The sequence below is a fragment of the Plantactinospora sp. B6F1 genome (assembly GCF_040120695.1).
Taxonomy (GTDB): domain Bacteria; phylum Actinomycetota; class Actinomycetes; order Mycobacteriales; family Micromonosporaceae; genus Plantactinospora.
Genome location: NZ_JBEEAC010000013.1, coordinates 105,592 through 130,550 on the forward strand (window position 1 = coordinate 105,592; position 24,959 = coordinate 130,550).

Annotated in this window: 19 protein-coding genes; 11 read left to right on the forward strand and 8 right to left on the reverse strand. The window is 69.5% G+C overall.

Features of this window, described 5'->3' with window-relative positions; genetic code table 11:
• Window positions 1-183 precede the first annotated feature (183 nt).
• Window positions 184-3,753, forward strand: coding sequence for a helicase-related protein (locus ABNF97_RS18395; RefSeq protein ID WP_349339225.1), 3,570 nt, complete (start codon window positions 184-186; stop codon window positions 3,751-3,753).
• 12 nt (window positions 3,754-3,765) lie between these two features.
• Here ABNF97_RS18395 and ABNF97_RS18400 read toward each other — a convergent pair whose 3' ends face one another.
• From ABNF97_RS18400 to ABNF97_RS18410, 3 genes are all read right to left on the reverse strand, one after another.
• Window positions 3,766-4,329, reverse strand: a complete 564-nt coding sequence (locus ABNF97_RS18400) for a PIN domain-containing protein (protein ID WP_349339226.1) — start codon at window positions 4,327-4,329, stop codon at window positions 3,766-3,768.
• A gap of 3 nt (window positions 4,330-4,332) precedes the next feature.
• Window positions 4,333-4,788, reverse strand: a complete 456-nt coding sequence (locus ABNF97_RS18405; RefSeq protein ID WP_349339266.1) for a helix-turn-helix domain-containing protein — start codon at window positions 4,786-4,788, stop codon at window positions 4,333-4,335.
• 295 nt (window positions 4,789-5,083) lie between these two features.
• Window positions 5,084-5,434 (reverse strand): hypothetical protein, encoded by a 351-nt coding sequence (locus tag ABNF97_RS18410; RefSeq protein WP_349339227.1) that lies wholly within the window; start codon window positions 5,432-5,434, stop codon window positions 5,084-5,086.
• Between the two features lie 110 nt (window positions 5,435-5,544).
• Here ABNF97_RS18410 and ABNF97_RS18415 point away from each other — a divergent pair, with 110 nt between their 5' ends.
• The 7 genes from ABNF97_RS18415 to ABNF97_RS18445 all read left to right on the forward strand — a co-directional run bounded on the left by ABNF97_RS18415 (window position 5,545) and on the right by ABNF97_RS18445 (window position 16,830).
• Complete coding sequence (locus ABNF97_RS18415) at window positions 5,545-6,396, forward strand: helix-turn-helix domain-containing protein (protein WP_349339228.1); 852 nt, start codon at window positions 5,545-5,547, stop codon at window positions 6,394-6,396.
• A gap of 31 nt (window positions 6,397-6,427) precedes the next feature.
• Window positions 6,428-6,598, forward strand: a complete 171-nt coding sequence (locus ABNF97_RS18420) for a DUF397 domain-containing protein (RefSeq protein WP_502930514.1) — start codon at window positions 6,428-6,430, stop codon at window positions 6,596-6,598.
• A 312-nt stretch (window positions 6,599-6,910) separates the two neighbouring features.
• On the forward strand, window positions 6,911-9,673 hold the full coding sequence (locus ABNF97_RS18425) for a DUF1156 domain-containing protein (protein WP_349339230.1): 2,763 nt from the start codon (window positions 6,911-6,913) through the stop codon (window positions 9,671-9,673).
• A gap of 62 nt (window positions 9,674-9,735) precedes the next feature.
• Window positions 9,736-13,122 (forward strand): DUF499 family protein, encoded by a 3,387-nt coding sequence (locus tag ABNF97_RS18430; protein WP_349339231.1) that lies wholly within the window; start codon window positions 9,736-9,738, stop codon window positions 13,120-13,122.
• Between the two features lie 35 nt (window positions 13,123-13,157).
• Window positions 13,158-15,146, forward strand: coding sequence for a GmrSD restriction endonuclease domain-containing protein (locus ABNF97_RS18435; protein WP_349339232.1), 1,989 nt, complete (start codon window positions 13,158-13,160; stop codon window positions 15,144-15,146).
• 38 nt (window positions 15,147-15,184) lie between these two features.
• The gene (locus ABNF97_RS18440; protein WP_349339233.1) at window positions 15,185-16,351 is read left to right on the forward strand and encodes a restriction endonuclease; all 1,167 of its coding nucleotides are present in this window, start codon (window positions 15,185-15,187) and stop codon (window positions 16,349-16,351) included.
• Window positions 16,352-16,443: 92 nt separating this feature from the next.
• Window positions 16,444-16,830, forward strand: coding sequence for an MmcQ/YjbR family DNA-binding protein (locus tag ABNF97_RS18445; RefSeq protein ID WP_349339234.1), 387 nt, complete (start codon window positions 16,444-16,446; stop codon window positions 16,828-16,830).
• On the opposite strand, the gene glpK is transcribed toward ABNF97_RS18445, so the two are convergent.
• A complete protein-coding gene (glpK, locus tag ABNF97_RS18450) occupies window positions 16,827-18,344 on the reverse strand; it encodes a glycerol kinase GlpK (RefSeq protein ID WP_349339235.1) in 1,518 nt (505 codons plus the stop codon). The genes ABNF97_RS18445 and glpK overlap by 4 nt on opposite strands.
• A gap of 32 nt (window positions 18,345-18,376) precedes the next feature.
• A complete protein-coding gene (locus tag ABNF97_RS18455) occupies window positions 18,377-18,832 on the reverse strand; it encodes an ATP-binding protein (protein ID WP_349339267.1) in 456 nt (151 codons plus the stop codon).
• Window positions 18,833-18,974: 142 nt separating this feature from the next.
• Between ABNF97_RS18455 and macS the strand changes: the two genes are divergently transcribed.
• Window positions 18,975-20,156 carry a MacS family sensor histidine kinase gene (gene macS / locus ABNF97_RS18460; protein WP_349339236.1) on the forward strand — a complete coding sequence of 394 codons (1,182 nt, stop codon included), beginning with the start codon at window positions 18,975-18,977 and terminating at the stop codon, window positions 20,154-20,156.
• 170 nt (window positions 20,157-20,326) lie between these two features.
• Window positions 20,327-20,959 carry a response regulator gene (locus ABNF97_RS18465; RefSeq protein WP_130466291.1) on the forward strand — a complete coding sequence of 211 codons (633 nt, stop codon included), beginning with the start codon at window positions 20,327-20,329 and terminating at the stop codon, window positions 20,957-20,959.
• A 129-nt stretch (window positions 20,960-21,088) separates the two neighbouring features.
• Here ABNF97_RS18465 and ABNF97_RS18470 read toward each other — a convergent pair whose 3' ends face one another.
• Complete coding sequence (locus ABNF97_RS18470; RefSeq protein ID WP_130464839.1) at window positions 21,089-21,658, reverse strand: DUF5709 domain-containing protein; 570 nt, start codon at window positions 21,656-21,658, stop codon at window positions 21,089-21,091.
• 178 nt (window positions 21,659-21,836) lie between these two features.
• Here ABNF97_RS18470 and ABNF97_RS18475 point away from each other — a divergent pair, with 178 nt between their 5' ends.
• The gene (locus ABNF97_RS18475; protein WP_130464838.1) at window positions 21,837-23,036 is read left to right on the forward strand and encodes a glycosyltransferase; all 1,200 of its coding nucleotides are present in this window, start codon (window positions 21,837-21,839) and stop codon (window positions 23,034-23,036) included.
• A gap of 108 nt (window positions 23,037-23,144) precedes the next feature.
• On the opposite strand, the gene ABNF97_RS18480 is transcribed toward ABNF97_RS18475, so the two are convergent.
• Entirely contained in the window at window positions 23,145-24,089 is a 945-nt protein-coding gene (locus ABNF97_RS18480) for a hypothetical protein (protein WP_349339268.1), read from the reverse strand.
• Window positions 24,090-24,160: 71 nt separating this feature from the next.
• Window positions 24,161-24,952, reverse strand: a complete 792-nt coding sequence (gene hisN, locus ABNF97_RS18485) for a histidinol-phosphatase (protein ID WP_349339237.1) — start codon at window positions 24,950-24,952, stop codon at window positions 24,161-24,163.
• Window positions 24,953-24,959: the final 7 nt, after the last annotated feature.

Genomic DNA, 24,959 nt, shown 5'->3' on the forward strand with positions numbered 1-24,959 from the left:
GTCGGGGGGCGCCCCTGCCGGGGGCGGCACCCCGCCGTCGGTCGACTGTCGAGCTGCCCCGTCTGTGCGCCCGGTCCATGTCCAAAGGAGTGCAGGAGCGCGTACAGAGGCCGGACGAGTAGGTGTCTCGATGATTCAATGGTCCCCGACGTGATCGCGGGAACACCGTCCGTTGGGGCAGGAATGACCGACCACGAGCAGTTCGCGAGGGTGACCCCGGGCGCCCGCTTCCGTGGCATCGTGCCGGACGGGCCTATCACCGTCCTGGCCTCGCAGCCGGTCGGCGCAACTGCGCTGAAGATCACTTACGAGTTCGGGGATGGGCAGGTCGGGCAACGCCTGCTCTACGCGAGCGAGGTGTCGGCGCTGCGGGCCGACGCGTCCGCTTCGCAGGGCCGCGCGTTCGACGCTGACGCTGCGGCCTTCCGGCTCGCCGCCGAGGCGCTGCGGATCAGGATGGCCGGCCTCTTCGACCCGATGCTCGCGGTGCACACGAGCGAGCTGGAGCCGTTGCCGCACCAGATCCGGGCGGTGTACGGCGAGATGCTGCCGCGTACGCCGCTGCGCTTCCTGCTCGCCGACGATCCCGGCGCGGGTAAGACCATCATGGCCGGGCTCTACGTCAAGGAACTCCTGCTGCGGGGAGACGCACTCCGGTGCCTGATCGTCGCCCCAGGTGGGTTGGTGGAGCAGTGGCAGGACGAGCTGCTGGACAAGTTCGGCCTCCGGTTCGACCTGTTGACCAGGGACCTGGCCGAGGCGAACGTGGCCGGGAGCGTCTTCGACCGGTACCCGATGCTGATTGCCCGGATGGACCAGCTTTCCCGGTCGGACGAGCTGCTGGCGCTGCTGGAGCGCAGCGAGTGGGATCTGGTCGTCGTTGACGAGGCGCACCGGATGTCCGCGCACTATTTCGGGCGGGAGCTGAAGACGACCCGGCGCTACGACCTGGGCCGGCTGCTCGGCCGGCAGACCCGACACCTGCTGTTGATGACGGCCACTCCGCACGCGGGCAAGGAGGAGGACTTCCAGCTCTTCCTGGCGCTATTGGACCAGGACCGGTTCGAGGGGCGCTACCGGGCCGGTGCGCACAGTCTGGACACCGGCGGCGTGATGCGGCGGATGGTCAAGGAGGAGCTGCTGCGTTTCGACGGCACGGCCCTCTTTCCGGAGCGGCGCGCGTCGACGGTGCCGTACCCGTTGTCACCGGGCGAGCAGCGGCTCTACGACGAGGTGACCGCGTATGTGCGTGGCGAGTGGAACCGGGTGGACGCGCTCCGGCAGGCCGGCGAGGGTGGCCGGGGAAACACGGTCGGGTTCGCGCTGACGGTGCTGCAACGCCGGCTCGCGTCCAGCCCGGAGGCGATCTGGCGATCGCTGGAGCGCCGCCGCAGGCGGTTGGAAAGCCGTCGGCAGGAGGTGGTGGACGGGAGGGCGCCGGAGCCGCTCGCCGGGCGGCGGTTCGCGGGGTTGATCGCCGGCAGTGGTCCGGAGCAGCTCGACGCCAACCTGGACGACCTCGACGCCGACGAGCTGGAGACGTTCGAGGGCGACGTGGTCGACGCGGCGAGCGCGGCGCGCACCATCGCCGAGCTGGACCAGGAGATCGCCGCCCTGGAGGAGTTGGCGGCGCTGGCCTGTCGGGTACGCAACTCCGGCGACGACCGCAAGTGGGGTGAACTGCGGGAACTGCTGCTCGATCCGGCGGCGATGCGGGACGCGAGCGGTCGGCTGCGCAAGCTGATCATCTTCACCGAGCATCGGGACACCCTCGGCTATCTCGTCGAGCGGATCGGCGGGCTGATCGGCCCGGACGCGGTGCTCGCGATCCACGGCGGGGTACGCCGGCAGGACCGGCGGCACATCCAGGAGGCGTTCACCCACGACCGGGACCGGGCCGTACTGGTGGCCACCGATGCGGCCGGTGAGGGCCTGAACCTGCAATGTGCCAACCTCATGGTCAACTACGACCTGCCGTGGAACCCGAACCGGATCGAGCAGCGGTTCGGCCGGATCCACCGGATCGGCCAGACCGAGGTCTGTCACCTGTGGAACCTGGTCGCCCGGGACACCCGCGAGGGTGCGGTCTTCCTCCGGCTGCTCGGCAAGCTGGAGGAGCAGCGCCGGGCGCTCGGCACCGACAAGGTCTTCGACGTGCTCGGCGAGGCGTTCGACGGGCAGCCGCTGCGTGAGCTGTTGGTCGAGGCGCTGCGCTACGGCGACCGCCCGGAACGGCGTGAGTGGCTGACGAAGGTGATCGACGCCCGGGTCGGCGACGGCCTGGCCGCGCTGCTGGCGGAGCGGGCACTGCACCGGGACCTCTTCTCGCTCGCCGACCTCGAAGCGGTCCGCCGGCAGATGGAGGAGGCGCGGGCGCGCCGGCTCCAGCCGTACTTCATCGAGGCGTTCTTCCTCCGGGCGTTCGCCGAGGCGGGCGGCCGGATCAACCGGCGGGAGGCCGGCCGGTGGGAGGTGACCCACGTGCCGGCGGCGTTGCGCGACCGGCCCGGGCCGCGTGGCGGCGGTACGACTGGTGTCGCCGGCACGACGGGTCCGACGGGGGTGGCGGTGCCGATGTTGCGCCGCTACGAGCGGGTCTGCTTCGACCGGGAGCAGATCCGGCAGCCGGGGCGGTCCCAGGCCGAGCTGCTAGCGCCGGGGCATCCGTTGCTCGACGTCGTGGTGACGGCGACCATCGAGCGGTACGGGGCACTGCTGCGACAGGGTGCGCTCCTGGTCGACGAACGGGACGGCGACGACCAGCCCCGGCTGCTGGTGGCGCTCACCCAGCGGTTGACCGACGGGCACACTCCCGCGCGTACCGTCTCCGAGCGGTTCGAGTTCGTGGAGTTGAGCGGCAGCGGGGCCGCCCGCTCGGCCGGGGTGGCGCCTTATCTGGACTACCGTCCGCTCGGTGGGGACGAGTCGGCGTTGCTGGCGCCGGTCGTGGAGGCCGGCTGGTGGGTGGAGGGTGCCGAGGAGTCGGCGGTGGCGTGGGCCGTCGAGCACGGCATGGCCGAGCACCTGGCCGAGGTGCGCGAGCGGATCGGTCTGCTGGTGCGGCGGACCCGCGAGCAGGTCACCCAGCGACTCACCCAGGAGATCAACTACTGGTACGGCGAGGAGGGGCGGCTTGCCGCCGCGATCGGCGCCGGACGGCAGGTGACGATGCGCCCGGAGACGGCCCGGCGGCGGGCGGAGGAGCTGGAGCGGCGGCTGGAACGGCGTACCGCCGAACTGGACCGCGACGGCGCGGTGATGCCGCAGCCGCCGACGCTGGCCGGGGTGGCACTGGTCGTGCCGCAGGGGTTGCTCGACCGGCTGGCCGGTCGGGGCGACCCGGCCGGCCATGCGACGGACCCGGCGGTGGTGGACGAGCGGGCGGTGGCGGCGGTGCTCGCCGCCGAACGGGCGCTGGGCCGCGCGGCGGACCGGATGCCGCACAACAATCCGGGGTACGACGTGCGCAGCCGTGACCCGGGCAGCGGTGAGCGGATCGACATCGAGGTGAAGGGCCGGGTGGCCGGGGCGACGGACTTCTTCGTCTCCCGGACCCAGGTGTTCCACGCGAAGAACGTTGGGCCGGCGTACCGGCTGGCCCTGGTGTCGGTGGATCCGACGCGTGGCCCGGAGCACGACGAGGTGCGTTACCTGGCGAATCCGTTCCTCGGCGCCGACTTCGGCGACTTCGAGTCGACCGGGATCACCGGCGACTGGGCCGACAACTGGGCACGAGCCCGCCCGCCCTGGTGAGCCGCCGTTGCTCTACTGCTGTCCCCCCGCTCGTAGTTCGGCCACGCTGACCCCGAGACCGGACCGTTCGAGGCGGTTCAGCACGTCATCGAAGCTGCCCGGAGGGTTGCGCCACGAGTCCGCGATCTGTTGCACGGCTGCGAAGACCATGCTCCGGTCCAGGCTGATTTGGTCACGGACGAACTCGTCGGGTGACTTGGGTTCCACGTCCCAGGCGCGCAGCTCGTCAGCCGGGAAGTGGCGAAGGTTGGCCGTGACGATGAGCTGGGCACGAGCCCGGATGGCGGCGGCGAGTACGTGGCGGTCGTCGGGGTCGGGCAGTTTCAGGGCGTCAACGAGAGGTTCGTAGCCGGTGACCTTCCAGTCCCGGACAGCCTTTCCCATCAGGGTCCGGGTCCTGACCAGTCTGATCTCGTCGAGATCCGGACGGTCCCTGCGGAGAGCGAGGAACATCTCGTCGAGAATCTGCTCGGTCCACTTGGCATCGACGAGACCTGACTGCGCGATCCGGATCAGCAGATCCCGCAGAGTGCTTGGATAGAGCACGCTGGCGTCGTAGACGGCGACGAAGGTCATGGCTCAGGTCAGATCCATCTCTTGCGCCAGCTGGGTCAGCTCGTCGGCGGCCTTCCGGCGCCGAGCATCATCTCGGTGCTTGTACGCCAGGAGGGACCCTGCGAGGACCCGGCGGTGTGTCCCTACCTTGCGGTACTCGATCTCGCCGGCCTCCAGCAGACCGATCAGGTAGGGCCGCGACACGTTGAGGAGCTGGGCCGCCTGCTGGGTCGTCAGCTCCGCATGGGCGGGCACGACCGAGACACTGTGGCCGTTCGCCATGTGTGCGAGAACGCGGGCGAGCAGCTCGATCGCCCCCCGGGGCACGACAAGCTGTTCGGCCTCGTCGTCATCGACCAGTCGAACGGTGGCGGCGTCATCTTGATGCGTACGCAGGTATGCCTGCACCTGGCTGAGGGCCTCGGCAGCCACCTCGACCGACTGCGGATCCGGGGTGACTGGGTTTACGGCAAGGTTCATGATCACCTCCCGAGGTTATCGTAGCCGCAATATCCGCAATAAGCGTAGCAACCGAACCGCGAGCTGTGATGTTCTCAGCCAGGTTGGCGGAGTCGGGCGGTCCAGTGGGTGGGGTTGGCACGGTGCTCGACCAGGGTCGCCGGGCTTCGCACTCCTCCTCGATCAGTCTGACCGCTCCGTAGAGATTGGCGAGGTCGCTGTCGTACTCGCTGTCGGCCGGGTCAGGAGCGGCTCAGCGTTTTGCTGGCCCAGCAAAATCGCGGATTCAGGCAAAATCTCGCGCCTCGGATCGAGTTCATGCAGATTGGCGGAGCCGCGCGGTCCAGTAGGTGAGGTCGGCGCGGTGCTCGACCAGGGTGACCGGGGCGCCGCACTCCTCCTCGATCAACTTGGCCGCCTCGTAGAGATTGGCGACGTCGTAGTCGTACTCGCTGTCGAGGTAGAGCTTGAGCCCGGCATCCTCGCGGGCGTGCCCGAGCGCCTCAGCCTGGTCCGGCGGCACCAGCAGAACCGTGTAGCGGGCTGCCTCGGCCTCGGCGCCGAGGCTCGGTGCCTCGCCGGCAGGTCGTGGCCGAAACCGCTCCAGCACCGACGTGATCGGCCCTGGACTGTCCGCCGAGTCGTACGCCTTGATTGTCGTCGACATCAGAGCATCATCTCCCGAGTATCACAACAACAAGTTCAGAATCGCATCGTTGCTATCCACTCTCGCTGTGTGCTTAGATCAAGTCAAGGGTTACCCGCATGGAGGTATCGATGCCTGACCCCGAGCTACCGACGATCGTGGGACGTGGGCTGGCCGGTGAGCTGCGCCGATTGCGTCAAACCAAGAAACTCAGCGTCCGGGCAGTGGCGACCCAGCTCGACTGGCAGGGCTCCAAACTCTCCCGGATGGAGACCGGCCAGCAGCGAATCCGCGTGGCGGACCTTGCTTCGTTGCTGGTCATCTACGGTGTGACCGGTGCCGAGCGGAAGCGACTGCTGGCGATGGCCGAGCGATCCGGCGAGCCGGGTTGGTGGGAGACGTACGGGGCTGGGCTCACCCCATGGTCGCGGACTCTCCTCCAGTTGGAGACTGACGCGAGCGCGATCTTCAACTTCGAGCCGCTGCTTGTGCCGGGTCTACTCCAGACCCCCGACTACACCCGAGCCGTGATGAAGGCATGCGGTGTGCCGGATGAGAGCGCCCAGCTTCGGGTCGCGGCACGGCTAGGTCGGCAAGCGTTGTTGACCCAAGACGAGCCGCCGACCCTGCACGTCATCGTCGACGAAGGTGCTCTGCGGCGGGTGGTCGGCAGTCCCTGGGTCATGGCCAGGCAACTGCGGCACCTGATCGAGGCTTCGGCTCGGCCGCGAGTCACCATCCACCTCGTGCCGCTGGCCGTCGGCGGTTACACCGGGTTAGACGGGCCGTTCATGATCCTCGACTTCGATCGGCACAAGCCGGTGGTTCATCTTGAGCAGAAGATGGCATCCATGTTCTTGGAGGACGCTGAGCAGGTGACGTTCTTCCGTCGGCAGGTGGATAGGCTGGTCGACGTTGCCCTTGATCCCACCGAGTCGCTGCGGCTTCTTGGGCAGATCGCGTTGGAGCACGAACGGGAGTAAAACGGCGATGACCTCGACAGACTCGACGGGCATGGTGTGGCGCAAATCCAGCCGGAGCGGCTCGGATACCAACTGTGTCGAGGTAGCCGAGTTACCGCTGTTGGTGGCGGTCCGTGACTCGAAGGACCCGGACGGCCCAACCTTGATCTTCTCGCGGCGCTCCTGGTCGGATTTGATGGCGCTACTTCAGTCGGCAATCTGACAATCCGCTGACCTGTCGCTCAGGTACTGACTCAAGCCCTCGGGGACGGCCAATCTGGTGCCGGTGCCTTGATCAGTCCTTATGCCCGTACGGGCCACTCGCCAGTCACCCGTTGACGTTGTTGATCATCCTTGTGACCAGGCGCCCATAGCGCGCGAGCGCTTGCCATACGGTCCGCTTTCTCCCTTGTCGCCTTCTTCGTCCAACGTGTAGCGTCGCAATCTTCGTGAATGCGAAGGCGCGCCTGGCCATCGATCACAACTGGATAGGCGGTCGCGCTCCTGACCTCGGAAGACGCAGCTGGGGAGTGCCGTGACCGAAGTTCGCAAGCGGAAGTTGATCGAGGTATCGCTGCCGTTGGAAGTGATCAACAAGGAGTCCGCCCGGGAGAAGTCGATCCGACACGGGCACCCGTCAACTCTGCATCTCTGGTGGGCTCGCCGGCCGCTCGCTGCCTGCCGTGCCGTGCTGTTTGCCCAGCTCGTAGATGATCCGTCATCCGATCCGACCCTGTCGGAAGAAGATCAAATTCTGGAGCGCAAGAGGCTGCACAACCTCATCGAGCGCCTGGTCGTCTGGGAGAACGCGAACGACGAAGGGCTGCTTGCGGAGGCCCGAGCGGAGATCTGGAAGTCGTGTGACGGCAACCCGCCGCCGATCCTGGACCCGTTCGCCGGGGGTGGCTCGATCCCCTTGGAGGCCCAGCGGCTCGGCCTGGAAGCGCACGCCTCCGACCTCAACCCGGTAGCCGTTTTGATCAACAAGGCCCTGATCGAAATCCCGCCGAAGTGGGCGGGACAACCGCCGGTGTTCCCGGGGGCGGCCTCCTCCCGGATTGGTGGCTGGCCGGGCGCGACCGGCCTTGCCGAGGACGTGCGTCGTTACGGACAATGGATGCGGGACGAGGCCGAGAAACGCATCGGCCACCTCTACCCGAAGGCGACGCTGCCAGACGGCACCAAGGCCACCGTCATTGCCTGGATCTGGGCTCGTACCGTCCGCTGCCCCAACCCGGCCTGCCGAATCGAGATGCCGCTCGTCCGCTCATGGTGGCTCGGCAAGAAGAAGGGCAAAGAGGCGTACGTCGTCCCGTCCGTCGTGGACGGCAAGGTGGCCTTTTCGATCGGCCACGACGGGGCGAAGGCCCCGACGAAGGAGAACGACGGCACGGTCACCCGGACGGGTGCCGTCTGCATCGGCTGTGCCGAACCGGTGCCGCTCACGTACGTACGCTCCGAGGGCAAGGCTAAACGCATCGACGCCCAGCTCATGGCCATCGTTGCCGAAGGAACCCGCCGGCGCATCTACCTCCCACCGGACGAGAAACACGTCGGCGTCGCTGACGTAGACCGCCCAGCATCGGTCCCCTCAACTTACCTTCCCGAAAACCCGCGCTGGTTTTCGCCGCCATTATTCGGTTTTGCGAAGCATGAGGAGCTGTTCACTAGCCGTCAGCTGTCCTTGCTTTTGCTTCTTGTCAGTTTGATTGCGTTACTGCGGAAGCGCGTCGTGGCAGACTCGCTTGAGTCTGGCCTTCAAGATTCGGATGCGCAAGCTCGCGCGATGGCTATCGTGCACTACCTTGCATTCGGTGTCAGTCGCCTGGCCGACTACGGATCTACCTGCTCGACTTGGATGCCTGACCCAAAAAATGAGGGCCTCCGGAATACATTCGCGAGACAGGCGGTTCCGATGGCTTGGGATTACGCTGAGGCAAACCCCTTTAGTTCATCCTCGGGCAATTGGGAATTCATGATTCGTGGTATTGTACGAGTACTGCATGGAGTCCCTGGAAGGGGCTCGTCTAAAGTGTTGCAAGCGGATTCGAAGGTTCGATCATATAGCGGAGTGGCGATTTCTACCGACCCGCCTTACTATGACAATATTGGATACGCCGATCTCTCCGACTACTTCTATGTTTGGCTTCGGCAGACCCTTCGTGATCAGTATCCAGAGCTGATGAATACCGTCTTGTCCCCCAAGGTGGAAGAGATGATCGCAGATCCTTCCCGGCGGGGCAGCAAAAAAGGAGCGGAGGACTTTTTCCGAGCGAGCTTCGATTCGGCATTTAATGTCATCCGCAGGGAAGCTATTCCCGACTTCCCGATTACTCTATTCTATGCATTCAAGCAAACCGAAGACGATCGAGTAGTTGGTGCTGCTTCTACTGGCTGGGAAACCTTCCTGGAGGGTCTAGTTCGATCTGGATGGCATGTAACTGCGACCTGGCCCATGCGTACGGAAAGGTCGGGGAGAACTGTCGGAATCGGCAGTAATGCACTTGCTTCGTCTGTGGTGTTGTCGTGCCGACCTCGTGTAGATATTGCCGGGAATGCCGATCGACGCGGACTGATTGCTGCCTTGCGAAGTCAGTTGCCAGATGCACTTAAAAAACTCCAGCAAGGAAACATCGCTCCCGTCGACCTTGCGCAGGCGGCGATCGGCCCCGGGATGGCGGTGTTCAGTGGCTATGCCCAGGTGACCGAGCCGGACGGCACCCCGATGCGGGTACGGACGGCACTCGCGCTGATCAACCAGGTGCTCGCCGAGGTGCTGACCGAGCAGGAAGGCGACCTGGACGCCGACAGCCGGTTCGCGCTCAAGTGGTTCGAGCAGTACAGCTGGGACGAGGGGCCGTTCGGGACCGCCGAGACGCTGGCCAAGGCGATGAACACAAGCGTGGCCGGGCTGGAGCGGGCCGGGATCTTCCGGGCGCGGGCCGGCAAGGCGCGGCTGATCATGCCGGAGGAGCTGCCGGACGACTACAGCCCGGTCGACGACGACCGGGTCAGCGTCTGGGAGGTCGTGCTGCACCTGGTGAAGCGCCTCGACACCCAGGGGATCGACGCGACGGCCCGGTTCATGGCCGATGCCGCTGCCAGTCTCGGCGACCTGGACGCGGTCAAGGAGCTTGCCTACCTGCTCTTCGCGATCTGTGAGCGGCGCAAGTGGGCCAGACAGGCGTTGCGGTTCAACAACCTGGTGAGCATGTGGACCGACCTCGGCAACGCCGCCCGCGCGATGCCTGTGGTCCGGCGCGAGCAGGCCGAGTTCGACTTCGACGCGCTGTCCTGACCCGCCCCACCCCAACGACAGCCATCCCGATACCCGTACGACGACGGCAAGGACTCCCTCCCATGGCCATCAGCCACCGTGACCGGGTCAACCGCGCCTTCGAACTCTTTGCCGAGGGTGCCACCCCATTCATCGACGAGCACATGACCGCCCACATGCGGGCCGCCAATGACGACTGGGCTACCGTGATCGCCGCTCGGGACGAGCAGCGGCACGGTCGGCGCACCACCATCAACAAGTCGGATCCGCAGGTGCAGATCCGGATGCTGCTGGAGGAGTGGCGGGCGTTCAGCCGCGTCCTCGGGCAGAGCCACCGCAATCTTGCCGGCCTGCTCAAGGATGCCCGCAACAAGCTCGCCCACCACGAGACGTTCAGCGCCGACGAAACCTATCGGGCGCTCGACACCATCGAGTTGCTGTTGCAGGCGATGGGGGCGGCCGAGCAGGCCGAGGCGGTCCGCCGGGGCAAGGTCGAGCACCAGCGCGCGGTCTATGCCGAGGAGACCCGGCGGGACACCAAGACGAGCATCGCCAAGCTGGTCGAAGGGGTCGACGTCAAGTCGTGGCGCAAGGTCATCGTGCCGCACCAGGACGTCCGGGACAACGCGTTCCACGCCGCCGAGTTCGCCGCCGACCTGTGGCAGGTCGCGCACGGCGACACGGCCGGCGACGAGTACGCCGAACCGGTCGAGTTCTTCCGGCGCACCTATCTCACCGAAGGGCTGCGGGACCTGCTGGACCGGGCGGTGCGGCGGGTCTCCGGGGACGCCAACGCCAGCCCGGTGGTCAACCTGCAGACCAACTTCGGTGGCGGCAAGACCCACTCGATGCTGGCGCTCTACCACGTCTTCTCCGGCCGGCCGCTCACCGCGTACCCACAGGATGTGCAGGAGCTGCTCGCGGGCCGTGACCTGACCGAGCTGGGTGACCGGGTGCGGCGGGTGGTCCTGGTCGGCAACCGGCTCGCCGCGCACGGGTTGCCGGCCAAGCCGGACGGCACCCGGATCAACACCCTCTGGGGCGAGCTGGCCTGGCAGCTCGGCGGGCGACCGGCGTACGACAGCATCGTCGACTCCGACGCCAGCCGGACCAACCCCGGGGCGGCGCTGACCGAGCTGATCGCCGCCTACGCACCCTGCGTGATCCTGATCGACGAGTGGGTGGCCTACGCCCGCGAGCTGTTCGGCCGGGACGACCTGGCCGGCGGCACCTTCGAAACCCAGTTCACCTTCGCGCAGACCCTCACCGAGGCGGTCGCGGCGGTGCCCGGCGCGCTGCTGGTCGTCTCCATCCCGGCCTCGCACCGCCCCGAGGACTCGCACCGCTCCACCGACCTGGAGGTCGGCGGCCCCAACGGCCAGGCGGCGCTCAACCGGCTCCAGCACGTCGTGCGCCGACTCGCCGACAACTGGCGACCGGCCAGCGCCGAGGAGTCGTTCGAGATCGTCCGGCGGCGGCTCTTCGAAACTCCGAACGGGGACGCGCTGCGCGACATCGCCGCCGTCGCCCACCAGTTCACCCGCTTCTATCACCAGCACAAGGGCGAGTTTCCCAGCGGCTGCTCGGAGCGGGACTACGAGCAGCGGATCAGGGCCGCCTATCCGATCCACCCGGAACTGTTCGACCGGCTCTACGGCGACTGGTCCACACTGGACCGATTCCAGCGCACCCGGGGCGTGCTCCGGCTGATGAGCAAGGTGATCCACACGCTCTGGATCTCCGGTGACGCCGGGCCGCTGATCATGCCGGGCAGCGTGCCGCTGGATGTCTCCGCACCCCGCGACGAGCTGACACAATATCTGGAGGACGCCTGGAAACCGATCCTCGACAAGGATGTGGACGCCCCGCAGGCGACGCCGGCCGCCATCGACGCCACCCGCCCCGCCTTCCAGCAGCGGGCCCTCACCCAGCGGATCGCCCGGACGATCTTCCTCGGCTCGGCGCCCACCATCAAGAGCGGGCACAAGGGCATCGACCAGCAGCGGATCTGGCTCGGCGTGGCGATCCCCGGCGATGTCGTCGGCAACTTCGGTTCCGCACTGCACCTGCTCGGCGAGCGCGCCACCTACCTGTACAGCGACCGGGGTCGCTGGTGGTACGACGTGCAGGAGTCGGTGGCCCGCACCGCCGCCGACATCGCCGACCGGCTACGGGAACGCCCGGAGGAGGCGTGGGCGCTGATCGTCCGCCGGCTCCGCAAGGAACAGGCCAGCCCCGGTGACTTCGTCCGGCTGCACGCCGCTCCCGAGAACAGCGCCGACATCCCCGACGACCCGGAAGCCCGGCTGGTCGTGCTGCACCCGCGCCACACGCACACCCGGGGCGCGACCGACTCGGACGCGATCGGCTTCGCCCGCAACGCGCTGGACACCCGGGGCACCGGGCAGCGGGTCAATCGGAACATGCTTGTCTTCCTCGCCCCCGACCACAAGCGGGTGGCCGAGTTGGAGACCGCCGCCCGGCAGTTCATCGCCTGGGACCAGATCCAGACCACCTGGGAGGAACGCAACCTCGACCCGGCCCAGCGCAAACTCGCCGAAACCCGCCGCGCCGAAGCCGACCACGCGGTGAATCTGCGCATCCCGGAGACCTACACCCACGCCCTGGTGCCGGTGCAACCGCAGCCGGACCGGCCGGTGCAGTGGGAGACCGTCCGGGCCGAAGGCTCCACCGCCGGGCTCGGACCCCGGACCAGCGCCAAACTGCGCCAGTCCGACCTGCTGCGAGTGCAACACGGGGTACGCAACATCCGGCTGGACCTGGAAGACCCGAAACGTCTCGCCGCGCTCTGGGAACGCGGGCACATAAGCGTCGGCGAACTGTGGGCGCTGTACTGCAAGTATCCGTACCTGGCGCGGCTGCGTAACCGGCAGGTACTCGACACCGCCGTCCGCTCGGTGCTGGACGAGATCGCCTGGACGGTCGCCGGATTCGCGCTGGCCGCCGGCTACGACGACACCGACGGGCGCTATCTGGACCTGACCCTGCCGCACGAGGACGGCTTCGGCCAGGTCGTCGACTCGACGCTTATCGTCGACGCCGGGCGGGCGCGGGCGCAGCGGGACCTGGAGAACACCGAGCGGCAGGCCGAGGAAGCCCGTCGGCAGGGCGTCCCGGTCGATGTGGTCGCGCCGGGCGTCACGTACCTGCCGAGCGGCGGTGGACCCGAGCCGGCCGCGCCGATCGACCGGCCGGCGGCGCAGCAGCGACCGAAGCGGTTCTTCGGCGTCTACCAGGTCGACCCCAATCCGCTGCGCCGGATGAAGCTGCTCACCGATCTGGACCGGGAGGTGTTGCAGCACCTGGCGGCAGACCCGGGCGTCGCACTGACCATCTCGGTGGAGATCACCGCGACGAACTCGTCGGGATTCACTGAGGACCGTGTGCGTACCGTCCGGGAAAACGCCCGTGCACTAAGGTTCGAGCAGGCCGAGTTCGAAGACGAATGATCAATTACATCCCTCACCGTGGAGGCAGTGCCCCCGTGCATGTCGAACGAACCGAGCGGTCTATCGGCGAGTTGATCGACCAGATCTCCAGCGCGGAGATCCGGCTGCCGGAGATCCAGCGGGAATACGTCTGGAAGCCGACCCAGGTCGCCAAGTTGATGGACTCGATCTATCGGGGCTATCCCTTCGGATCACTGCTGTTCTGGCAGACCGACGACATGCCGGAGACCAGGTCGATGGCGGTGACCGGGCTGGAAACCCGGCCGGCCCGCCCACCGCTCTTCCTGCTCGACGGTCAGCAGCGGCTCACCTCGCTGCATCGGGTCTTCACCGATCATCCCGAGGCGCAGATCGTCTTCCACGTCGAGGGCGAGCGCTTTCAGAACCAGAGCGCAGCCACCCGGCGGGACTCGAAATGGATCAAGGTGCACGACGTGCTCGACCCCGAGGCGAGCATGTTGAGGATCACCAAACAGATGCTCGACGCGGGTGCCACGCTTCCCGATCATGAAATCGAGCGGCGGCTCAGCAAGGTCAAGCAGTTGCGCAACGGGCGCTTCGCAATGGAGGTGCTCAAAGGCTTCCCGTACGACGAGGTCGCGGAAATCTTCGTCCGGGTGAACAGCGGCGGCCGGCGCCTGGGCACCCTCGACCTCGCCATGGCCACCCTATCCACCCGGTGGACCGGCGTGCTGGCCAAACTGGAGCAGGAGGCCGACTACTGGCGGTCGCAGGGCTACGGCGGCATCGACGTTAACTTTCTCTCCCGGGCCTTGGCCGGTGTGGTGCTCGGCCGAGGTCTCTCCGCCTACTCGCACAGCCGGCTGCGGCAGGCCAAGGACGTCGAACTGGAGCAGGGCTGGACGGTGGTCCAACGCGGTCTGCGCCGGCTGGTGCCACTGCTGCGCTCCCAACTCCGGCTGATCCGATCCGAACCGCTGCCCTCGCTGGTGGTCCTGATCCCCCTCGTGGTCCTGCTCGGCCGGCCCGACGAGGAGCCGACCGACCGGGACACCATCAACGGCATCCTCTACTGGCTGCTGATCGCCACCGTGCGGACGCGGTACAGCGGCTCCACGGACACCCGGCTCAGTCAGGACATCCAGGCCGCCGAGAAGGGCGCCGGGGCGGTCCGGGCACTGCTGGAGAACCTGGATGTCGTGCACTCCCGGGTCGAGGTGACCGAGCGGGCGCTGTTGGGCCGCACCAAGGAGAGCCCGTACTTCTTCCTCAGCCTGCTCGTCGCCCAGCTCAACGACGCCCGCGACTGGTGGTACGGCGGCGAGATCCTGCCCGGGGTGGACAGCGAGCGCGGCATCGAGCAGCACCACATCCACCCGGCGGCCATCCTTGTTGACGACTACGAGAAGACTGAGATCAACGACCTGACGAACCTGGTCTTCATCTCCGGTAAGGCCAACAAGAAGATCGCCGGGCGGTCGCCGGTCGACTACTTCCCCGAACTGTCCAAGGACGAGTTGGCCGCCCACCTCGTGCCGCTCGACGAAAGTCTGTGGCACCCGGGCGCGTATCGGGACTTCCTCGCCGCCCGTCGAAGCCTGCTGGCCCGGGCGATGAACGACCTGCTCGACCGGTTCCGTCCAGGGTGGCTTGACGCGGCAGTGGCCGTACCCAGCGACTCCACGACCGGCTTCTCCCTCGATCTCGCGCTCTACGAGAGTCCGTGGGAGGACGGGCGGATGATCTTCATTGCCGCCGGGAAGGGGATCAACTGGTCTGGTTCGGCCCGGATGGCCGACCTGGAGAACGCGATCGAGTCGGCCCGGATCGCCGGCCTCGACAGCGACCTGGAACTGGCCGGTGAGTCGGTGCCGGTGCGGATAGCCGAGGACTCCGTCGAGGTGCCGATCGGGCCGTTCCTGGTCGTCGGTAGCCCGGAGGAGTGGCGATCGGTACTCGACCGGGAGCGGGCCAGTGCCCGTCCGATGTCCGCCATCCCTGAGGTCCCGTCCGTCCCCTGGGCCGGCGAACGCACCCGTTTCCCGGTGACGAACACCGAATGACGGCGATCAAGCAGACAGCGCGACGAGAGGGAGACGTGGTGGCGCAGGCGTGGATCGTCCGGGCCGGGCGGGACGACGACTACGAAGAGACGATCTTCAAACACGACGTCATCTCGATCGGATGGCCGGCCGCGGGCGATCTGACGTCCCGCCCCAACCAACAGGACGTCAAGGACATCGTCCGGGCCAACTACCCGGAGGTGGAACCGAGATCCGCGGACGCGTACGCGATCCAACTGTTCGCGTTCCGGAGCCGCATGCAGCCAGGGGACCTCGTGCTCCTGCTCCGACGGACCAGCCCCGACGTGGCGGTCGGCTGGGTAACCGGCCCGTACCAGTACCGCACAGATCTCGGGCGGACGATGCGGCACGTGCGGTCGGTGAACTGGGTGCGGACCGATCTCCCTCGATCGGTGTTGGCGACCGAGCTACTGAACCTACCCGCGCTGGCCACGATTTTCCGGGTCAACCAGCCCGACGTCGTGGAACGGATGCGCCGGCTGCTCGGCGGGACAAATCCCGAAGTGCCGGACGTCGCCGAACAGCCGGTGACCGCGCAGGAGTCGGGGCCGTTCGTCAACCTCCAGCGGAACCTGAACTACGCCCGGAATCTGGCGACTGCGGGGCAGCATCTGGCGCAGCTCAAAGTGCGGGCGTTCGAGGTGGACGACGTGTTCCGGGCAGCCTGGGTGCAGGCGGTCGCGGCGTTGGACCACTGGGTGCGTCAGGAGATTCGGGACCGGATGCGCCGGCTCGCGGGCCAGCCCGACGCAGCCGAGAAGTTCAAGGGCTTCGCCGGCTTCCCGATGACCCTCGGGCTGTTCCAGCGGGTCCAGCAGGGTGAACTCACCCTCGCCGACGCACTTGACCGGCAGTTGCGCCAGACGCACGGCCACCTGACATACCAGAACCCGGACAAGATCCGGGACGGGTTCGCCATGGTGGCGAACGCCAAGGGGTTGTGGGATCGGGCGGCGCGGGTGCTCAGCGAGCAGGCCGGCGACGGTGTCAAGATCTCCGGCACCGAGGTGCAGCAACAGCTTCGGGAGATTGTCCGCCGACGGCACAAGATCGCCCACGAGTACGACGAGGATCCTGACAACGCCCCGAAGAAGCGTCCGATCGACGCGGCGGCCACGACGCAGACAATCGACTGGATCGAACAGTTGGCCGGAGCCATGGTGGCCGTACTCGACCAGGAGTAGCCCAGTCCCGCGTCGGGACCGCCTATCCTTGGCATGGCGGGAGACGAACTGTCGTCGCCGTATGCTTGGCTTCCGGCATGGGACACCCGGTCATGTTCGACGAGTCAGACCCGATGCTGCGCCGGGTACGGTCGCTCGCGCTGGCCTTCCCGGACGCGGCCGAGAAGATTTCCCACGGCCGTCCGGCCTTCTACACCACCAAGGTCTTCGCCTACTACGGCGGTTCCGTCAAGGTCGACGGCGGGTACCGGCAGCACGATCAGTCGGTGATCGTCCTGGCCGACCCGGACGAGCGCGAGGCGCTGCTGACCGAGGCGCACTGCTACCTGCCGATGTACCTGGGCGCGTACGGCTGGATCGGGGTGGACCTCACCGACGGCACCGACTGGGACGAGATCGGCGAGCTTCTGGACGCCAGCTACCGGCGTACGGCCGGACCACGCCGGGTCGCCGCGCTCGACCGCAGTCCGCCCCGTTAATCCTCGTCCTCGGCCCAGTCCAGGGTGCGGGTTACCGCCTTGCGCCAGTTGCGTAGTTCGCGGTCCCGGTGCGCCGGGTCCATCGCGGGCGTCCAGTCGGCGTCCTGGCGCCACTGCGCGCGCAGCGTCGCCAGGTCCGGCCAGAAGCCGACCGCCAGGCCGGCGGCGTACGCGGCACCGAGGCAGGTGGTCTCGCTGACCGTCGGCCGGACCACCGGTACGTCGAGCACGTCGGCGAGGAACTGCATCAGCAGGTTGTTGGCGGTCATCCCACCGTCGACCCGGAGCCGGCGCAGCGTCACGTCCGATTCGGCGTTCATCGCGTCGACCACCTCGCGGGTCTGCCAGGCGCTCGCCTCCAGCACGGCCCGGGCCAGGTGGCCCTTGGTGACGTAGCCGGTCAGCCCGGCGATGACGCCCCGGGCGTCGCTGCGCCAGTGCGGAGCGAAGAGCCCGGAGAAGGCAGGTACGACGTAGCAGCCGCCGTTGTCCTCGACGGTCCGGGCCAGTTCCTCGACCTCCGGCGCGCTGGAGATCAGCCCGAGGTTGTCCCGTAGCCACTGCACCAGCGACCCGGTGACCGCGATCGCCCCCTCCAGGGCGTACGTCGCCGGCTGGTCCCCGATCCGGTAGCCGACCGTGCTGAGCAGCCCGTGTCGGGAGGCGACCGGACTCTCACCGGTGTTGAGCAGCAGAAAGCTGCCGGTGCCGTACGTGCACTTCGCCTCGCCGGGCTGGAAGCAGGTCTGCCCGAACAGTGCCGCCTGCTGGTCGCCGAGCGCGCTGGCCACCGGCACGCCGGCCAACGACCCGACGCTCCCGCTCCTGGCGAGGCCGTCGGCGGTGCCGTAGACCTCCGCCGACGAGCGGATCTCCGGCAGCATCCCGGCCGGGATGCCGAGCACGTCGAGGATCTCCGGATCCCAGTCGAGGGTGCGCAGGTCCATCAGCAGGGTCCGGCTGGCGTTGGTCACGTCGGTGACGTGTCGTCCGGTGAGTTTCCAGATCAGCCAGCTGTCCATGGTGCCGAAGAGCACCTCGCCGCGGGCGGCCCGGTCCCGCAGCCCGTCGACGTTGTCGAGCAGCCAGCGCAGCTTCGGTCCGGAGAAGTAGGTGGCCAGCCGCAGCCCGGTGCGCTCCCGGATGCGCTGCTCGCCATAGTCGGCATCGAGCCGGCGCAGCAGCGGCGCGGTACGGGTGTCCTGCCAGACGATGGCGTGGTGCACGGGCCGGCCGGTGGCCCGGTCCCACACCACCGTGGTCTCCCGCTGGTTGGTGATGCCGATCGCGGCGAGTCGGTCGGCGCCGATCCCCGCCGTGGCCAGCGCCTCCGGCACCACCTGGCAGACGGCGGCCCAGATCTCCTCGGCGTCGTGCTCGACCCAGCCCGGTCGGGGAAAGATCTGCCGGTGCTCCCGCTGGGCCATCGACATGATGCCGCCGGAGTCGTCGAAGACGATGCAGCGGGACGAGGTGGTGCCCTGATCGATCGCGGCGACGAACTGACCGGTCATGCGGAGCACCGTACTCGGCCCCGCAGCCGCAGTCACCCGGCGGCGGGGCCGGGGGCGTTCAGGTGGGCGCTGATCCGCACGGTGGTGCCGTCCGGGCCGCTGCGGACCAGCATCTCGTCGCTGAGCTGCCGGGCCAGCCAGAGCCCCCAGCCGCCGGCGACCTCCGGCAGGGGGCGCCGGCGCTCGTCGAGCCGGTCGGGCCCGATGCCGGCCCCGGTGTCGGAGACGAGGCAGTAGAGCACTTCCCCGGTACGCCACAGCCGCAGCCAGCCCCGCCCGCCGCCGTGCCGTACCGCGTTGGTCATCAGCTCGTTGATGGCGAGCACGAAATCGTCCAGCCGCGCGCCGCCCAGACCGGCCGCCTTGGCGCAGTCGGTGACGGTGTGTCGGATCTCGGTCACCCGGTCGCCGTCGAAGGTCTCGGCGATCAGGGGCGGAGACCCGCCGGAGGCGACAGCGGTGGGCGCGAGGGGATCTATGTCGCTCATGGTCGTCCCACCGCTGGTCGTCGAGTCCTTTCGTGGCTTTCCCACCCTACGTCAGGGTATGTAGCTGCGCATCCGGGCGTCGGGGGCGGAGCGCCCCGGGTGCGGGGTCGCCCCGCCCGGGAGGCTGTGCGATGGTCGGTCCGTGTCGGACTCGTCGAGCGCCGCGCCGGGCGGCCGCCGCCGGGACCCGCCGGGCAGCCTCCAGGCGCCGCTGTGGCGGTCCATCGCCGTCTACCGGTTCGCCGCACTGGCGTACGTCGCGGTACTGGCGGTACGGAACCTGAACGAATACACCCATCCGGTGTCAGGTGCCGTGTTGCTGCTGGCGATGACCGGCTGGACGGTGTTCGCCGGCTACGCGTACGCCGATCCGGTCTGGCGGCGCTGGCCGCTGCTCCTGGCCGACCTGGCCGTGGTGCTGGTGGTGGTGGTCGCCGCCGCCCGGGTGGTCGGCCTGGACGTCATGAACGACGGGGTCCCGCCGCCGAGCGTCGCCTGGCTGGCCGGGCCGGTGCTCGCCTGGGCGGTCTCCGGCGGGCGCCGCCGCGGCGTGGTGGCGGCTCTGGTGATCGGCGGCACCGACCTGGTGGCCCGGGAGCGCTTCGCCCAGGCGTCGCTGACCGGCGCCGCGCTGATGCTGCTCGCCGGGATCGCCGTCGGGCACGTCGTCCGGCTCGCGGTGATCGCCGAGGAGCGGTTGCAGCAGGCCGTCGAGTTGGAGGCGGCGACCCGGGAACGGGAGCGGCTGGCCCGGGGGATCCACGATTCCGTGCTCCAGGTGCTGGCCATGGTTCAGCGCCGGGGCGCGCACCTCGACGGCGAGGCCGGTGAACTGGCCCGACTCGCCGGTGAACAGGAGGCGGCACTGCGGTCCCTGATCGCCAACCGGGCACCGACCGGGCGGGACGGGCAGGAGGTCGACCTGCGCTCGCTGCTCGCCCGGTACGCCTCGACCACGGTCTCGATCGCCGCACCGGCGACCCCGGTGTCGCTGCCGGCCGGAGTCGCCGGTGAGGTCGCGGCGGCGGTGGGCGCGGCGCTGGACAACGTCGGCCGGCACGGTGGCGGGCGGGGCTGGGTCCTGGTCGAGGACGACCCGGAGGCGGTCATCGTCTCGGTCCGGGACGACGGGCCGGGGATTCCACCGGGACGGCTCGTCGAGGCGGTCGGTCAGGGGCGGCTCGGGGTGGCCCAGTCGATTGAGGGGCGGATCGCCGACCTCGGCGGCACGGTCCGGATCAGCTCGGCCCCCGGCGAGGGTACCGAGGTCGAGCTGCGGGTACCGCGCGGCTCAGCGGTCCCACGGCAGCGTACGGACCGGTGATCGCGGGCCGGTGATCGCGCACTGGAGGGTCCCGGGCCGTGGCCGGACGGGCCACCGGCCGGACGGCCGGACGGTCCCGGGGCAGTGGCCGGACGCGTGACCGTGCGGACATCCCGGGCTCGTCTAGGCTCGCCGGTGTGATCGACGAGGGCGGGCCGGCAGTACGGGTGATGGTGGTCGACGACCATCCGATGTGGCGGGAGGGGGTGGCCCGGGACCTCACCGAGGCCGGCTACCGCGTCGTCGCCACCACCGGTGAGGGGCGGCAGGCGGTCCGGGTCGCCCCGGCCACCCGCCCCGACGTGGTCGTACTCGACCTTCAACTTCCGGACGTCTCCGGCGTCGAGGTGCTCCGGGCGCTGCTGACCGGACTGCCCGGGGTGCGGGTGCTGATGCTCTCGGCCAGCGGCGAGGAGCAGGACGTGCTCGACGCGGTGAAGGCCGGGGCCACCGGCTATCTGCTCAAGTCGGCCGGGCCGGCGGAGTTCCTGGACGCGGTCCGGCGTACCGCCGCCGGGGAGGCGGTCTTCACGCCCGGGCTGGCCGGTCTGGTGCTCGGAGAGTACCGGCGGATCGCTGCCGCGCCGGCACCCTCCGGCGACGACCTGCCCCGGCTCACCGAGCGGGAGACAGAGGTGCTCCGGCTGGTCGCCAAGGGGATGTCCTACAAGCGGATCGCCGACCGGCTCGGGCTGTCGCACCGTACGGTGCAGAACCACGTGCAGAACACGCTCGGCAAGCTGCAACTGCACAACCGGGTCGAGCTCACCCGCTACGCCATCGAGCAGGGGCTCGACGACTGAACCTTCTTCAACCTGAACCGACCTCTTCCAACCTGAACCGCGCGGCGCTCATGCACCGCGTCCGACCTTGCAGTCCGTCGGACCGCAAGGGGAGGTGGAAAGGTTCACCGATCGACCGGGCGGGCCGGGTCACGGCGGCGGCTGGGTCTCGTTGACCGCCAACTCCTCGGCGCTCGCGCCGCCGCCCGCGGTACCCCGGTCGAAGGCGACCGAGTCGGTCTCGTCGTCGTTCCGGGCACCCTCGTCCGACTCCACCAGCCGGCCCACCGGCCCACCGCCCGGCGCGTCGCCGAGGTTGCCGTGATCGTAGATCGAGACCGGGGAGTCCGGGTCGGAGGTGGGCCCCGGACCCATCACGTCCGCGTCGAGTTGTGCCTCGGCGGCGGCCTCCTCGCTGTCCGCCTCCTCCGAGACCCCCTGCTCGGCCGGGCCGGCCTGCGGATCGTCCACCGGCACATCGGGCTGCTCCTGGGCGAGCTTGTAGTCGAGCGGCTCGCCGTCGGCCTGCTCCTCGGCGGTGTTTCCGTACCGGTTCGCCGCCAGTGGTCGGCGATCGGTGGGTAGTGCGGCGGGATCCCGACCGTCCGCCTCCCGGCCGGTTTCGACGTCGTCACGGGCCGTCGAGTCGTCGTCGGCGGTGTCGGGCAGACCTTCCGCCTCCGGGTCGGACACGGGCGTCGGAAACTCGTCATCGCGCATGACAGATCACTACCCGCTCGCCGGGTACCCGTAACCGGGCGAAGGCGCCCGAGGTGCCCCGCGGCCGGACCGGTGGGTCGGCGCACCGGTTTGCCAGGTTTCCGCTCGGTCCGCCGTGGTTAATGGGAGCCTCTGATCGAACGGTCCTAGCCGCCGCAGCCGTCGCTGGAGGTGACCCATGCGCGTTGGCCTCGTCTGCGCACACGCCGGCCCGCCGCAGGAGCGTCGCGCCCAGTTCGCCGGTACGCACCAGCACGTCGCCCGGGTCGCCGCCGAGCTGACCGGACGGGGCCACGACGTACGGGTGTACGAGCGGCTCGACGACCCCGACGCGCCACCGGCCACCGAGATCGCCGGCTACCGGGTGGAACGGGTGCCGGTGGGCCCGTCCCGACCCGCCGCCACCGGCGAGCTGGTGCCGCACGTGCCGGAACTCGGTCGCTGGCTGACCCACCGCTGGGCCGGCGAGTGGGCGCCGGAGGTGGTGCACGGGCACTTCTGGATCGGCGGGCTGGCGGCGGCGAGTGCCGTGCGGGACAGCGTCATCCCGGTCGTGCAGACCTTCCACTCGCTCGGCGTCGAACAGCTCCGGCACCTCGGCGAGGCGTACCGGGGTCCGGGCGAGCGGATTCCGCTGGAGCGGGCGCTGACCCGGGCGGTCGACATGGCGGTGGCACAGTGCACCGACGAGGTCGACGAGCTGACCCGGATGGGATTGCAGCGCGCCTCCGTGGTGGTGGTCCCGGCCGGCGTCGACACCGGGCTGTTCGCCCCGGAGGGCGAGGCGGTGCCCCGGGACCGGCGGCCGCGCATCCTGGCCGCCGGCGGCCTGGAGCCGGGACACGGGCAGGAGGACCTGATCCGGGCATTGCGGCTGGTCGGGGACGTCGAGCTGGTCATCGCCGGCGGCCCGCCCGACGGCACCCTGAACAACCACGCCGAGGCGCGACGGCTGCGGGAGGTCGCCGAGTCCAGCGGGGTCGCCGACCAGATCAGGCTGGTCGGCGCGGTGCCGCACGACCAGATGCCCGCCTGGTACCGCTCCGCCGACGTGGTGGCCTGCACCCCCCGGTACGCCTCCGCCGGCCGTATCCCCTTGGAGGCGATGGCCTGTGGAGTGCCGGTGGTCGGCTACTCGATGGGCGGCATCGTGGACACCGTGGTCGACGAGGTCACCGGCCGGCTGGTCCCGCCCGGCGACGTACGGGGCCTGGGCCTGACGCTGCGCCGGCTGCTCGCCGCCGACGCCGAGCGCTTCGCGTACGGGCACGCGGCGGTGGACCGGGTGCGGTGCAGCTACACCTGGGACCGTACGGCCGGGGCGCTGGAGCGCCTCTACGAGCGGGTGGTACGCCGTCGCCAGCCTGCCGCGAGCTGACCCGGTGGTGTCGCTGGCCGCCGGCTGCTGACCGGATGCCTGGCCGGCCTGTCCCGAGCCGACCGGCCCGAGCCGGCCGGAGCCGGGCACCCGACCGGGTGTGTCGGCTCAACGCCGGGGGACCGGCGCGATCGGGGTGGACCGACGCCGACCGGGCACGGCCGACCTCGACAGCCGTGGGGCGGGCCGGACCGGCAGCACCGCGGGCGGCCGGACGGGCAGCTCCCGACCCCGCTGGTCGGGCAGCAGGATGTGCTGGTGCTGCGGCTCGGCGTACCGGGTCAGCCCGAGCACCGCCGCCAGGGTGACCAGGAAGCCGACCCCGGCCAGCCACTCCCGGCCCGGCCAGATCCGGTCACCGAGCAGCAGCAGGCCGACGACCGCCGCCGGTACCGCCCCGGCGGCGTCCATCGCGGCCACCGCCGCCGTGGTCGAGCCCCGCTGCATCGCCAGGCCGAGCAGCAGCTGGCCGACGATCGAGTGCACGATCAGCAGGTAGAGCAGGGGATTGCCGAGGAAGGCGTCGAACGAGTGCGCCGAGGCGAGCGGCCGGGCGGCGACCGCGGCGGCCGAGAACGCCAACCCGGCGAGCGCGCCGAGGGCCACCGACCCCGGCACGCCGTGCAGGCGTACGGCGGGAAAACCGAGCGCGCCGATCACGCCGAGCGCGGCGACCAGGGCGACCACCCCGGCGGTCCCGAGTTGCCGGGACGGCGCCGGTTCCGCGGCCAGGACCAGCGCGGTGATCCCGACCAGCAGGAGCACCAGCAGCAGGACCTCGGCGGCCGGCAGTCGCCACTTGAGCACCAGCACCCCGAGCAGCGCGGTCACGCCCAGCCCGGCCGCCACGCTCGCCTGGACCAGGAAGAGCGGCAGGTCGCGCCGGGCCAGGAAGGCGAGGACGAAGCCGAGCACCTGGCAGGTCAGCCCGACCAGATAGCTGCGGTGTCCGACCAGCCGCAGCAGCAGCCCGGGGTCGAAGGTGTGGTGCAGGGCCGTCCGGGTCGCGGCCATCGACTGGAGCAGGTTGGCCACGCCGTAGGCGGCGATCATGGCCGCGAGGAAGCACCAACCGGTGGACACCACGCGAGGATAGAGGCTGCCGCGTCGCTTCGCGCGGCCGCCTAGCCGAGCCGGTCGAGCAGATCCTGCTGCAGTTTGCCGTTGCTGGCTATCGCGCTGCCACCACCCGGCCCCGGCCGTCCGGCCAGGTCGGTGAAGGTGCCGCCGGCCTCGGTCACGATCGGGATCAGCGCGGCCAGGTCCCACAGCGACAGCTCCGGCTCGACCATCGCGTCCACCGCCCCCTCGGCGACCAGCATGTAGCCGTAGAAGTCCCCGTACGCCCGGCTCCGCCACACCGCCCGGATGATGTCCAGCATCGGGTCGAGCCGGCCGGTCTCCTCCCAACTGTCCAGCGAGGAGTAGCAGAAGCTGGCGTCGGCGAGCCGGTTGACCCCGGAGACCCGGATCGGGGTGGCGGCGGCCTGGTGCCGGCCCGCGTACGCCCCGAGCCCGGTCGCCGCCCACCAGCGGCGGCCGAGGGCCGGTGCGGAGACCAGCCCGACGACCGGGGTGTCGCCGTCCATCAGCGAGATCAGGGTGGCCCAGATCGGCACCCCCCGGACGAAGTTCTTGGTGCCGTCGATGGGGTCGATCACCCACTGCCGGGAGCCGGTCCCGGCGGGCGCGGCCGAGGCGCCGTACTCCTCGCCGAGCACGCCGTCCCGGGGCCGGGTGCGGGCCAGGGTGGCCCGGACCGCCCGCTCCACGGCGGTGTCCGCGTCGGTGACCGGCGTCAGGTCCGGCTTCGCCTCCACGTGCAGGTCCAGGGCCCGGAACCGGGCCATCGAGATCGAGTCGGCGGTGTCGGCGAGCATGTGCGCCAGGGACAGGTCGTCCGCGTACTGGGCCATGGCGGAA

Bases quoted from the DNA above. Each gene is read 5' to 3' on its own strand.
- ABNF97_RS18410 (WP_349339227.1), bottom strand. From the start codon at position 5,434: ATGTCGACGACAATCAAGGCGTACGACTCGGCGGACAGTCCAGGGCCG.
- ABNF97_RS18400 (WP_349339226.1), bottom strand. From the start codon at position 4,329: ATGACCTTCGTCGCCGTCTACGACGCCAGCGTGCTCTATCCAAGCACT.
- ABNF97_RS18430 (WP_349339231.1), top strand. From the start codon at position 9,736: ATGGCCATCAGCCACCGTGACCGGGTCAACCGCGCCTTCGAACTCTTT.
- ABNF97_RS18470 (WP_130464839.1), bottom strand. From the start codon at position 21,658: ATGCGCGATGACGAGTTTCCGACGCCCGTGTCCGACCCGGAGGCGGAA.
- ABNF97_RS18455 (WP_349339267.1), bottom strand. From the start codon at position 18,832: ATGAGCGACATAGATCCCCTCGCGCCCACCGCTGTCGCCTCCGGCGGG.
- ABNF97_RS18480 (WP_349339268.1), bottom strand. From the start codon at position 24,089: ATGATCGCCGCCTACGGCGTGGCCAACCTGCTCCAGTCGATGGCCGCG.
- ABNF97_RS18475 (WP_130464838.1), top strand. From the start codon at position 21,837: ATGCGCGTTGGCCTCGTCTGCGCACACGCCGGCCCGCCGCAGGAGCGT.
- ABNF97_RS18415 (WP_349339228.1), top strand. From the start codon at position 5,545: ATGCCTGACCCCGAGCTACCGACGATCGTGGGACGTGGGCTGGCCGGT.
- ABNF97_RS18395 (WP_349339225.1), top strand. From the start codon at position 184: ATGACCGACCACGAGCAGTTCGCGAGGGTGACCCCGGGCGCCCGCTTC.
- glpK (WP_349339235.1), bottom strand. From the start codon at position 18,344: ATGACCGGTCAGTTCGTCGCCGCGATCGATCAGGGCACCACCTCGTCC.
- ABNF97_RS18445 (WP_349339234.1), top strand. From the start codon at position 16,444: ATGTTCGACGAGTCAGACCCGATGCTGCGCCGGGTACGGTCGCTCGCG.
- hisN (WP_349339237.1), bottom strand. From the start codon at position 24,952: ATGGCCCAGTACGCGGACGACCTGTCCCTGGCGCACATGCTCGCCGAC.
- ABNF97_RS18405 (WP_349339266.1), bottom strand. From the start codon at position 4,788: ATGAACCTTGCCGTAAACCCAGTCACCCCGGATCCGCAGTCGGTCGAG.
- ABNF97_RS18420 (WP_502930514.1), top strand. From the start codon at position 6,428: ATGGTGTGGCGCAAATCCAGCCGGAGCGGCTCGGATACCAACTGTGTC.
- ABNF97_RS18465 (WP_130466291.1), top strand. From the start codon at position 20,327: ATGGTGGTCGACGACCATCCGATGTGGCGGGAGGGGGTGGCCCGGGAC.